Source organism: uncultured Aquimarina sp. (genome assembly GCF_947492405.1).
Taxonomy (GTDB): Bacteria; Bacteroidota; Bacteroidia; order Flavobacteriales; family Flavobacteriaceae; genus Aquimarina.
The window spans coordinates 581,417-593,362 of sequence record NZ_CANLMP010000004.1 but is presented as its reverse complement, the minus strand read 5'-3'; the positions used below and the strand labels follow the sequence as shown (position 1 = coordinate 593,362).

Below are 11,946 nucleotides of genomic sequence, written 5' to 3'. Positions count from 1 at the left end.
AATTAAGAATAAGAAGTGGTTCTTAATTTACACGAATTACAATGGGTAATTTATAACGTGCAGTTACTGGAGTGCTGCGAGTATGTGCAGGTTCTACCTCTGGAAGATTATCAATGCTTTCCTCCAGAATATTCTTAAAATCAGGGATCTGAGATGCAATAATATTTGGAATCGAAAAATCTTCGAGTTTAATCTCTCCATCTTTAGTGATTAATAATGGAATCCAGATGGTGTCGTTAATGGCTTGTTTTACGGTGATCGTTTGATTCGCTAGATAATCACCAACTTGTTCATTTATAGTTCTTTGAAAACAAAGTTCCAGCTCATCTTCGGATACATGATTACAAGCCTTAAATAATGGAGGTTCGTCGACTTGGTTTTTATCAATTTCGCTCCACTTTTCCTTTAATACTTGTTCATGATTCTCTTTTTTAACGACCAAATCATCACAAGAATATACTGTGAAAATCAAAATAAATATATAATAAACCCTTTTAATCATTGATAATTTTATTCGCTGTAAAAATACGTGATGTATTTATAAGCACATAAAATTAAAGTTTTTTATTCAGAAGTTTATACCCAATTTTAAAGCAGGAATGGTATTAGGTGTATAATTATTAAAAAATTACATTTAAATGAACTATGAGTTACTAGTATCTTCTTTATTAATTTCTTTGAGAATCGTTTCTAGATCTTCGATATTCATATCGTTTTTCTTTACAAAAAAGGAGACCATATTTCTAAAAGACCCATTGAAGTAATTGTTCATTAACTTATTTAGGGATTGATTACTATATTCCTCTTTTTTGACTAAAGGAAAATACACGTATCCTTTACCTTCTTTACGATGAGAAACAAATTCTTTGTTTTCCAAAATTCTAATAATCGTAGAAATCGTATTATATGCTGGTTTTGGTACAGGCATTTTATCAATAATTGCGGCTACGTTTCCTTCTCTTAGTTCCCATAAGAGTTGCATTACCTCTTCTTCTGCTTTGGTGAGTTGCTTCATTTGTTAAATTATATGACGTATTATGTTTAGTTTATTATTGGATTTTTAATATGTAAAGGTCTTCTTTATACTGATCATTAAAATGAGAAAGAAACATTGCTTTAGCTTCTTCTAAAGTATCATATTTTTTCAGATATAGATACAAGTATGAATCTTTTGGGTTGACAAAATAGTTAGGTCGAATTCCTTGCTTTTCTAATCGTGTAATCCCCTGATCTAAATGACTTCTATGTTTATAAATGTTGGTTATCAGATAGTATCCATTTTTTATAGCATGGCCTTCTATATTAGATAAAGTTTCTGTTAGAACAGTATCTTCATTAATCGGGATTTGAGAATATGCAGACGCTTTTCTTGTTTCCTTTTCTGAAGGATTCTCAATATTAAAAACTATTGGGAGGGAGTATATGACATTTACTTTTTCTCCCTGAAATTCTCCAGGGATCATTTGTGGCAAAGAACTAATTACTCTATTAGCCTCTTCCTCTAGCTCTATTGCTGGACCTCGCGATTGTACATCTGTAATTCTACCTAATGTGTCAATCTTAAACCTAACATAAATCTTATTCACTCCTGTTAAATCAATAGCTTCTGCTACTTTAATATTAAAGTTTTTATTTACAAATTGTTTGATCTCCTCGGAAACACATTTTTTAATCAAACTTTGGTCTGTAAGGTTTTTACAATTCTGTGTTTTTGGAACTTTGTCTACACTAGCGAAAGGGATGTTTTGTTCTCTTTGAATTAAGATATGTCTTACATCAACTCCGTCTGTCTTAATCTTTTCTACGGTAAGAATATGCCATCCAAAAGGCGTTCTAAAGGGCTCAGAAATTTCTCCTTCCTTTAGATTAAAGGCAACTTTCTTAAAGTTTTTATGAAAAGGAGTGTCTTTTTGTACAAAATATAACCCGCCATTTCCTTTGGATCCAGGATCCTCTGAGTATAGCACAGCTCGACTAGCAAAGCTTTTCCCATTATTAATAACATCATTTTTGATCTCCAGTAGTTGATTTACAATTTTTTGATCCACCTTTGATAATGAGTCTCTATTGGTAGTTTGAATAGATTTCAGAATACTTTCGTTACCAGGCTGTTCTACTGCCGTTTTAGAAACTTCCTTTTCATTGGTATTATTATCTACTATAGAGTTGTTAATGATGGATTCTTCCTTCTCAGGAATTCTGTTATCAGTTTCTTCTATGGATAATGAATTAGTTAATTCATGAATTTCATTGGTGATTTTTTCACTGGATATATTGGCAAGGGAAACTGCTTTCTGAGAAAAAGCAGTAAAAGTTACCATAACGCCTACCAAAGGTATAATAGCCAAATATTTAAGTTTAGCGTTCGTTTTTGATTTTGTTTTTTGAAGCATGATGATTCTTTTTTTAAGTAATTTGTGATTGAAGAAATTATTGGCAAATTTCACATTATTGGTTTGAAAATTGGTATTCAATAACTGTTCGTAATATTCTCGTTTACCTAAGAGTTTAATTGCAGATGCATCAGAAATATATTCATGTAAGGCAATAATTCTGGAATGGTAGCTATAGATCATAGGATTAAACCAGAAAAAGATTTTAATGACTTCAAACCATATTAGATCTAGTGTGTGTTTTTGTTTCAGATGCACAATTTCGTGTACTAAAATTTGATCTTTTTCTGAATCAGATAATTGATTACCAATATATATGGTGTTCCAAAAAGTGAAAGCATCTTTACTATTGATCAACACTCGTACAGGATAATGGTTGACACTTCCTTTTATAGAATTCTTCTTTAAGGATCGAATAGTTAATATTTTTCTAAAAAACATAAATACAGCAATTAAAACTCCAATTGTGTACAGAACTAACCACCAATTTATATCTAGAGTTTGTACTGAAGTTGATTTTACCACCTCAATTACGTTATTGTTTATAGTGTTTTCTCCAATAAAAACCGTGGGTAAATTAATTGCATAGTCATCCGGAATTGTCTCCTGTATACTTTTTACCTTTATAAATGGTAATGTTAATGAAAGTGCTGAGGTACCTAAAAGATATACTCTGTTTACCGTAAAAAAGGTATCCTTTTTATGGAAAAGATCATACGCTAATAAAAATATTATCTGAAACAGTATGGTTTGAATGGCATATTGAAGCATATCTTTTAGTATTAGTTATTTATAGTTTGTTCTATCAATTTGTGTGTTCTTCTAGCATATCTAATGTAATAGCATAAGAAGGTACGTTGATGCCTTCTGGTGTTTTAATCACATTAAAATCGAGAATATCCTCTCCTTTTTCTACCATTAATTTCTTTTTAAAGGAAAGTTCACATTTTCCATCTTTTGAGTTTTCCTGATACCCCTCTCCATAAATAATTTTCAAGTGGTATGTTCCACCAGGAATATTTCGAGCATAATATTGTTTGTTTTTAGGTAAATATAGTGTTCTTACGACTTCAGCATTTTCGTTGGAGACTATGTCAACAATAATGTCAGCATTCTTTCCACTGGTAAATTTCAAGTAGTTGTCAATTTTATAATCGTATTTAGTATCTCCTTGGTTTGCGCAGTGAGGTTCAACTTCTTTTTGGGAAATTTCATTTGCTCTTGGTGATATTTTATCACGATACTGTTCCGCAAGTTTTTGAGCGACTTCCAGGCTTTTTTCGTCTCCACCCGTATTAATTGTTGATAGAGAATGATCATTTTTGTTTTGCGAATCTCTGGGTATAAAATCTATTTCTAACGAATATGAAGGAACGTTTTTTCCCTGATCAGTTACAATCGCTGTAAAATCAAGAATATCCTCTCCTTGTTCAAATAATAGTTCTTTTTTAAAGAAGCCTGTACAAGAACCATCAACATCTTTTTCTGCATACTCTTCGCCATAAACAACATCTATGCGATATACTCCTTCAGGAATATGTCTTATGAAAAAGGTCTGAGATCTCGGTATAACGGCTTTTCTGATAACTTCTGACGTCTCTAAAGAAACTATCTTCGCTAGTATTTCTGAGTTTTCACCAGTAGTAATTTTTAAATAATTGTCTAATTTATAATCATATTTAGAGTCTTTGTTTAGACAATCTGGTTGATTACGTACTGAAACATCATTTTCCATTATATTTTCATTTTCCTGAGTTGTGGAAGGTGGATTGGATGGAGCTCCTTCAGAATCTTTACAAGAAGTATAGGTTAGGATTCCTGTAATTACTGGGATTAAGAGTAGATATTTAAATTTGGCAATGGATTTTGATTGGGACTTTTGTAACATAAGTATTCGTTTTTTGATTAATGATTGATTGAAAAATTGATTAATGAATGTTATTTTTTCTGTCTGAAAAGCAGCATTAAGTAGTTGTTCTATATAGTTTCTTTGATTGACTTTACTAATTGTAACGGAGTCTGCGATATATTCATGAAGCAAAGTGATTCGCGCTTGGTATATATAAACCAGAGGGTTCCACCATAGTAATATCTTTAATATTTCTATACCTATTTGATCGATGGTATGTTTGTGGTTTACATGAACCAGCTCGTGTGAGATGATGTTTTTCTTTTCTTCATCTGTTAAAGAATCTCCTAAAAATATAGTGTTCCAAAATGAAAACGCATGAGAACTATTAGGAAGTATTACAATTCTTTTGTCAAATACCTTAGATATATTAGAAACATTCCTTAGGATATGTAGTTTATGAAACTTAAGAATAAGATGTACTAAGCTGATTAATATTCCAAAAGCATATATAATCATTAACCAATTTACCGAATGAGAAGATGTTTGTGTAGTGGCTTCGGTTTGATTAATATTGGTAATAATGGTTTCTGTAGAGGCTATAATAGTTCTCTCTATATTCGATACATAAATTTCCGCTGAACTCGAATTTAAAAAATCAAGTTCTATAAATGGTAATATTAAAGATAGAAACGGAGCAACAAGGAGATATAATCGGTTCCAATTAAAAAAAGTGTCCTTTTTATGTAAAACATCATATATCACAAGAAACAGGAGCTGAAATATTAAGACTTGAAGTAGGTAATGGAACATATTTTTTCTTTTAAAAAAATGTCAGAGTATAATGTCAATTCTAAATCTGTATTATTAGTCATTAGAAGAATAAAGCAGATTAAGATTGACGACTCTAATATTATTTAAGTAAACTACTATATATATTCAACTAATATTTTAGTTGAATGGCAAATATATGTATTTTTTTGTTTTAACTAAAAATTTAGTTGAAAAAATGTTTCACTTTTCTTGAGTATGTTTTTTGTAAAATCTCTTTTAGTGAGTATTAAAACAGCTTAAAAGGGTCGGGTTATAGGTTAGTGATCGTGTTTTTAATTTCAAACTGAATCAATATATTGTAAAAATCTTCAGGATCTATATCCTTTTCCGATGTCGAAGTTGCGGCAATGATATCAGGAAATGACATTAATGTTCTAAAAGCTTCTTTTTCTAATTCTGGAGAGAACCCTTTAACTTGTATGTCATTAATTTGCCCTTCATTAGAGATATTAAATCTCATATAAATACGATTCAGACCAGATTTCGCATAAGAAGATACAGATAAAATATTGTAGTTTTTTTTAACATATTGTTCAATGTCATTGCAGACACAATGTTTTCGAACACGTTCTATGATTTTGTCTTTACATTTAGTCGTAGTAGGTTTGTTTTGCGCATAGAAATTAAATCCAATTAATAAAATAGGGATAACTTTCAAGAAATGTTTCATGATGTTGGAGGGTAGATTAGTTGGTTAAAAGTTTATACTTGCCATAACAAAAGTAATTCGTCTATACCCTTTAGATGTTATCTAAAGTTTAATTATTAAGTTGAATAATAATTTATTTAACCGTAACAAAAATTAATATTCTGAGTCTAATTAGTTACTATGGATATAGCATTAGTAATTATTGGTTTTATTTTATGCCTTGTTGGTATTATTGGGAGTTTTCTGCCGGTATTGCCAGGGCCATTAACATCCTGGATTGGTTTGTTAATACTTCATTTTACGGATGTCATTCCTCAGAACTGGACTTTTCTGGGAATTACATTAGGAATTGCAATATTAGTCTGGGTATTGGACTATGTTGTTCCTGCATGGGGGACAAAACGCTTTGGAGGAACAAAATATGGAATGATAGGTAGTTCTATTGGACTTATTATTGGTTTGATATTTTTACCTCCTTTCGGTATAATCATAGGTCCTTTTGCAGGTGCTTTTGTTGGGGAGTTGATTAAAGATAGTAATGACTCTTCTAAAGCGTTAAAAGCTGCTTTTGGATCTTTTTTAGGGTTTCTTGCCGGTACTTTTGTGAAATTTGTAGTGTCTATTGCATTTATTATTCTGTATGTAAACAAGGTTTGGGAATATTGGGGAGAATTGTTTTAATATAACATTTGATATTCAATGTCAATATATCAAGTGTACTAAATAAAAAAAGAGCGTCTCCACGCTCTTTTTTCTTCACACAAATCATCTTAATTTAGGGGCTTATTCTAAAATTAAAACTCACTTTTTATAAAAACTTTCATCTTGGGGATAATGAAAGCACTAACTCATTTTCACTTTGTAAAGATACTGAAAAATTCGTAACCACCAAACTTTTTGTGTATTTTGTCGTATAAAAATCACGTTTTAACATTTTTAATTCGTTTTTTATGATTAAAAGTAAGATTAATCTTACTTTTTTAAATAACACATTCAACTTTTGGGGTTAAAAGCTTATTTAGAGGTTTAAATGGCTGTGTCGGATTAGAATTGTCGTCCCTTTATCTTATTAAATAAAACAATTAATAAACTTAAGCTTCCTGTGCTAGGTGAAGCTTAAGTTTATTCTTCGCTTTTTACTAAGTTTAGAACTTTATTTTAGTAGTTGGCTAGTTTAAACTAATATCATTTTTTCATAAGAAAAGCTACCAGTTTTTCATCAAGCTCTGTTGAAAATTCGGAGTTTGTAAAAAACACATATCCTATTTTCTTCTCTTTGGAGAATTGATATTCGCAGGTAAAACTCAAATTACCACCACTATGACCATATAGAGGGCCATGCATCGTAGGATTGACTACCATTCCTAATGCCCATGAACGATTATCTTGATCTTCACCTTCCTCTTCTTCAGGATTTTCTACGTGTACTTTAAACATTTCATCGAATGTATTCTTTTCTAAACCTTTTTCTTGCATTAAACCAATAATGAATCCAGCATAACTTATTGCTTCGGTCTGAAGGCTATAGGAAGCTCTAAAATTAGGTTTCTTTTTGTTCGCTCCCCAGCCAGGGTTTACTTTTCCTTCAAAATGACCTGATGCTCTATTCTTTGTTACGTAGTCATTCCAAACGTAATAAGCGTTATGCATGTTTAAGGGAATAGCAATTTCTTTTTCAAAAACTTTTTGAAGATCGTTCCTTTCTATATTTTTTAAATGCGCAAGTACATCTGCCAGGTATTCGAATCCTTCTCCGGAATACTTAAATCCTGTTCCAGGAGTAAACTTAATATCCAGTTTTCCATCTTCATTAAAAAATCGCCAATTGGGAAAACCAGAAGTGTGGCTTAATACCATACGAGCTGTTATAAGTTTATATCGCTCATCATGGGCTATATCGGGATAAGGTAAGTAAGTGTATAAAGGAGTGTCTAAGTCCAAAATACCCTGATCTACCATTTTTAATGTTAGATACGCAAATGGTGTTTTGGAGGTTGAACCTGCATCAAAAAGTGTTTTTTCATTCAGTTTTTCTTGAGTGTCAACATCTTTTAGTCCTAAAGCACGATGGTAAACTATTTTTGCGTCATTTATTATAGCGATCGATAGCCCTGGGATTCCTATGGAGTCCATTTGTAATTCCAGAAATTGATCCATTTCCGAAAATGAGATACTTTGTCCGCTGAAGGATGTAATAACATTGGCGCTAATTTTTTTATCACTATTCTTGCAAGAAATAATAGCGCTAAAAAAAAGTACTGATAAAAAGAAATGAAAGTGTTTCCGCTTTGTAAGTTTCATAATACTCTATTGTTTAGTTTAATTATAGAGTGTTATAAATAATGTTTGTTACAGTTTCACTACTTAATCTTGATCCGTAATAATCCTTATAAATTAAAAAAAGCCTCTCCATTTTCAGGAAAAGCTTCTCATTGGTTTACTAAACCACCCACGCAACAGGCGTGGGACAACACAACTTCGTTAATTGCAAAAAAAAGCTTCAATGGTAGTTGAAGCTTTTGCAATTTTGCGGTCTGGACGGGACTCGAACCCGCGACCCCCTGCGTGACAGGCAGGTATTCTAACCAACTGAACTACCAGACCATTGCCTTATTGCGGATGCAAATATACACCTCATTTTAATACTCACAAATGTTTTTTCCATTTTTTTTGAGTTAATTTTCTTTATTTTAGACAAATTTCTGCCTTTCAACTAAATACGTGGTTAAGATTTTGTCGAAATCCTTTGTAATATCCGCTTCCACATATTTTATTTTATACTGTGAGCATTTTAATTTAAGATCATAAAAATAAGATGAGACAGCTTTCTGATAATTTTCTTTGATATTGTCTGCATATAAGTTTACGTGTTCACCAGTTTCTACGTCGATAAATCGAGTAGGGCGATTACTAAAGTCAAAATTTAACTCTTTTGTACTATCAAAAGTATGGAACAATACTACCTCATGTTTATTGTATTTAAGATGTCTTAAAGCTTCAAATAGTTTTTCAGGACTTGATGTAGCTTGTAGCATATCCGTAAATAAGAATATTAATGATCTACGATGAATTTTTTCCGCTATCTGGTGTAAAAATTTATAGGTGTCCGTATTTTTTGTGTCGGGTGTAGAGGTTACAATTTGACTTAGCTTACTTAAAAGCATTTGGTGGTGTCTTTCACTACCTTTTTCTTGAGTGTAATAATCATAGGTGTCACTATAAATACTAAGGCCTATTGCATCTCTCTGCTTCTTTAAGATATTCATTAAACAAGCGGTTGCTAATGCAGAAAAGCTAATCTTATTTAATGATCCTAAGTGATGTTCCTTTACCTCGGGATAATGCATAGAAGAAGAATTATCAATAATTATATGACATCTTAGATTGGTCTCTTCTTCATACCTTTTAGTAAATAGTTTATCCGTCTTGGCATAGAGTTTCCAGTCAATATGTTTTGTGCTCTCACCATTGTTATATACTTTATGTTCTGCAAATTCTGCAGAAAACCCATGAAAAGGACTTTTATGCATTCCGGAAATAAATCCCTCGACTACTTGCTTAGCTAAAAGCTCAAGATTAGTAAAACCTCCAGTTTTATTTATTTCATTTTGGATATTCATCATCCTTCTTGATTATTAAGGGGTACGGAATTAATTTTATGCAAACAATATACGTATAACTAATCTATTTTATATAAAAAAAGGGTTGACAATCCGTCAACCCTTTTTTGTTTGTTATATCAATTCTTAGATCAATGAATCCAGAGCTTCTGCATATACATTTTTAGGAGAAACGCCAACTTGACGACCAACTACTTCACCGTTTTGGAAAACTAGAACAGTTGGGATATTTCTTACACCGTACTTAGCAGCAAATTCTTGGTTTGCATCTACATCAACTTTACCTACAACGGCTTTTCCGTCATATTCTTCACTGATTTGCTCAATAATTGGGCCTACCATTCTACAAGGACCACACCATGCTGCCCAAAAATCAACTAATACAGGTTTATCGCTTTTAAGTACTACTTCATCAAAAGTAGCATCTGTTATTTCTAATGCCATAGTTATTTATTATTTAAATTCTTATTCATTTTTAATTTCACAAAATTAGTCAATAATTATCCCAAAGCTTACAGTCATAATATTTGTTTTGACTATAGGGTTATTGAATATCCTGATACCAAATATAATATTAAATTATTCCGGCTAACAATAATTCTTTAACGTATTAATAAATTTATTTGTTGTTTAGAATAGAATTGGTGTACGATTAATTCAACTTTGAAAAAAAAATTAACATTATATTTACAGCTGTAATAAACAGAATGAAAGAAATTGAACTGTCATATTGTAATCTCATTTTTAAAAAATCTCATGCGATTTTAGTAATGAAAGCAAATTCTGCTATTACTATGGAGACTGCAAGAGAAATTACAGATCATCTTGAAGCGTATTATAAAGGAAAGAATTTCATATTTATTACACATAGGAAATATCCTCACGATATAGATCTAAATGTTTACAACGGGCGAATATTAAAAAATATGATTGGTTTTGCTATTGTTTCTGAAAATCCTGAGGAAATAAAGAGGGCTATGCAGGAACAACCGTTGTGGAACGAAGCTTTTACTTTTTTTAAAGAACTTAATGAGGCTGAAGATTGGGCACTTAGTTTTTTTGATTGAGTTCTTCTGATTTTTCACTTTTAACTATATAAAAAAAGCTTCAACAAATATTTGTTGAAGCTTTTTGATATTAAATTAAAGAAAAACAAAATAGTTTATTCTTCAATCTTCTTTTTAGTTATTTTGAGGTAATCCAATTTGTGTACCAATAACACTTGCATCTGGTTGTGTAATTACAGGACAGTTTATAATAGCTCCTGTTGCCGTTAGTAAATCCGATAAAGAATTGGCAAGTGGACTAGGGTTAGCATTTCCTCTGAAAGGAATTAAAATGCCTTCTTCTAAAAGTTGATTTACTTGATCAAAACTTCTTAGTATTGGGCGATCTGCTTCAGGAACTGTAAACTCTGTTACGTGTGCGTCCCACATTGGTGCATATCTTTCGTCTCTTGGGTCAATCGGAAAAGTATTTGTTGGATCTTGTACTTGTTGATCGCTTAAAGAAGCCGTATTCAAGCCTTGTACTCCAAAACCATCTGTATCCGTTGTTCTACCATTTGCTGTAGGGCTGAAAGGCAGCATAGAACCACCTGGGAATAATCCAAATGTTGGTAAGTTAGCCAATCTTGGAGCAAAAACTCCTAATTCTATCGCAGCAGGTCCTGGGTCTGAAGTATCTGTTACAATATGAAAGTAATATGGTCTACCATCTTGCCATCCGTCCAAAAGTTGCATTACAACTGAGGCTTGATTAGTGGCTAAATTAGGATTGTTTAAATCATCTTGATCTTCGATGCTGTTTCCATTCGGATTTGGAATTCTATCATGAATACCGGTACTGTTGGCTACCAATTGAGCATTAATAACTACACCACTTGGTAATACTACATATGATGACCATTTAGAATCTGCTATCGCTCCGGGATTAGCTTCTGCAGGGGGAAAACCAAATAGCAGTCCATCTGGAGCTCCTGCAACTAAAGATCTTTTTGGCGAAAAATCTACTGATCCTTCAAAAACTAATCTGCCTTTTCTATTGAAATATGCTTTTTGTTCTCCTCCTGACCCTACTGATGCAGCCATTCGAGGAGAAAAAATAACTCCTAATTTTTTAGCCATAAATTTGTCTGAAGCTTCTGTTATTACATAGTATCCTTTTCTTAAATTTCCATCAGGTAAGGTTTCCCAGCCCTGGAACATAGGAAATCTAGCTGTAGGCCCAGCGGGAACAACAGACCTGTCTATTCTGAAATCAATACCTAAAACACTTGGTAAAAAAACATTTTGTGCCTCTGTGAATCTAAGAGCAGGGTTAAATACATTAAACGGAATTCCTCCATCTCTACGAATGCTACTAAGTAAGATTTTTGCTTCTTTTAAAGCTCTTAGTGATTGAAAAAACCCTTTGGATTGAGCTTCTTTTTCTAAGGCATCTTCTGCCGTTTCGCTCGTTGTTAATTGATCTTCTGTAACTACGGTGTCATCCGTACTGCAGGCTATAAATAATGAGATAGTGAAAATACCTAAAAGTATGGTTTTAAAATTTTTCATTTTTTGTGTTTTTAATAGTTATATTCTGAAAAAATAAATAGGA

Annotated in this window: 11 protein-coding genes and 1 tRNA gene; 2 read left to right on the top strand and 10 right to left on the bottom strand. The window is 32.0% G+C overall.

Annotated elements, in window-relative coordinates; all coding sequences use genetic code 11:
* Positions 1 to 22: 22 nt before the first annotated feature.
* From Q0829_RS17210 to Q0829_RS17190, 5 genes are all read right to left on the bottom strand, one after another.
* Positions 23 to 502: a hypothetical protein gene (locus tag Q0829_RS17210; RefSeq protein WP_298545506.1), complete on the bottom strand. Its 480-nt coding sequence runs from the start codon at positions 500 to 502 to the stop codon at positions 23 to 25.
* 141 nt (positions 503 to 643) lie between these two features.
* Positions 644 to 1,015, bottom strand: a complete 372-nt coding sequence (locus Q0829_RS17205; protein ID WP_298545504.1) for a BlaI/MecI/CopY family transcriptional regulator — start codon at positions 1,013 to 1,015, stop codon at positions 644 to 646.
* A gap of 34 nt (positions 1,016 to 1,049) precedes the next feature.
* Positions 1,050 to 3,164: a peptidylprolyl isomerase gene (locus tag Q0829_RS17200; protein ID WP_298545500.1), complete on the bottom strand. Its 2,115-nt coding sequence runs from the start codon at positions 3,162 to 3,164 to the stop codon at positions 1,050 to 1,052.
* 34 nt (positions 3,165 to 3,198) lie between these two features.
* Positions 3,199 to 5,055: a M56 family metallopeptidase gene (locus Q0829_RS17195; protein ID WP_298545498.1), complete on the bottom strand. Its 1,857-nt coding sequence runs from the start codon at positions 5,053 to 5,055 to the stop codon at positions 3,199 to 3,201.
* 271 nt (positions 5,056 to 5,326) lie between these two features.
* The gene (locus Q0829_RS17190; protein ID WP_298545495.1) at positions 5,327 to 5,746 is read right to left on the bottom strand and encodes a hypothetical protein; all 420 of its coding nucleotides are present in this window, start codon (positions 5,744 to 5,746) and stop codon (positions 5,327 to 5,329) included.
* Positions 5,747 to 5,905: 159 nt separating this feature from the next.
* Between Q0829_RS17190 and Q0829_RS17185 the strand changes: the two genes are divergently transcribed.
* On the top strand, positions 5,906 to 6,406 hold the full coding sequence (locus Q0829_RS17185) for a DUF456 domain-containing protein (RefSeq protein ID WP_298545492.1): 501 nt from the start codon (positions 5,906 to 5,908) through the stop codon (positions 6,404 to 6,406).
* 504 nt (positions 6,407 to 6,910) lie between these two features.
* Here Q0829_RS17185 and Q0829_RS17180 read toward each other — a convergent pair.
* The 4 genes from Q0829_RS17180 to trxA form a co-directional block, all read right to left on the bottom strand.
* The gene (locus Q0829_RS17180) at positions 6,911 to 8,026 is read right to left on the bottom strand and encodes a serine hydrolase domain-containing protein (RefSeq protein ID WP_298545489.1); all 1,116 of its coding nucleotides are present in this window, start codon (positions 8,024 to 8,026) and stop codon (positions 6,911 to 6,913) included.
* A gap of 229 nt (positions 8,027 to 8,255) precedes the next feature.
* Positions 8,256 to 8,329: transfer RNA gene (locus Q0829_RS17175), tRNA-Asp, on the bottom strand.
* Positions 8,330 to 8,415: 86 nt separating this feature from the next.
* Complete coding sequence (locus Q0829_RS17170; RefSeq protein WP_298545649.1) at positions 8,416 to 9,345, bottom strand: DUF58 domain-containing protein; 930 nt, start codon at positions 9,343 to 9,345, stop codon at positions 8,416 to 8,418.
* Positions 9,346 to 9,471: 126 nt separating this feature from the next.
* Positions 9,472 to 9,789, bottom strand: coding sequence for a thioredoxin (gene trxA / locus Q0829_RS17165; protein WP_027394894.1), 318 nt, complete (start codon positions 9,787 to 9,789; stop codon positions 9,472 to 9,474).
* Positions 9,790 to 10,052: 263 nt separating this feature from the next.
* Between trxA and Q0829_RS17160 the strand changes: the two genes are divergently transcribed.
* On the top strand, positions 10,053 to 10,412 hold the full coding sequence (locus tag Q0829_RS17160; protein ID WP_298545480.1) for a hypothetical protein: 360 nt from the start codon (positions 10,053 to 10,055) through the stop codon (positions 10,410 to 10,412).
* Between the two features lie 114 nt (positions 10,413 to 10,526).
* Here Q0829_RS17160 and Q0829_RS17155 read toward each other — a convergent pair whose 3' ends face one another.
* The gene (locus tag Q0829_RS17155) at positions 10,527 to 11,903 is read right to left on the bottom strand and encodes a hypothetical protein (protein WP_298545478.1); all 1,377 of its coding nucleotides are present in this window, start codon (positions 11,901 to 11,903) and stop codon (positions 10,527 to 10,529) included.
* Positions 11,904 to 11,946 lie beyond the last annotated feature (43 nt).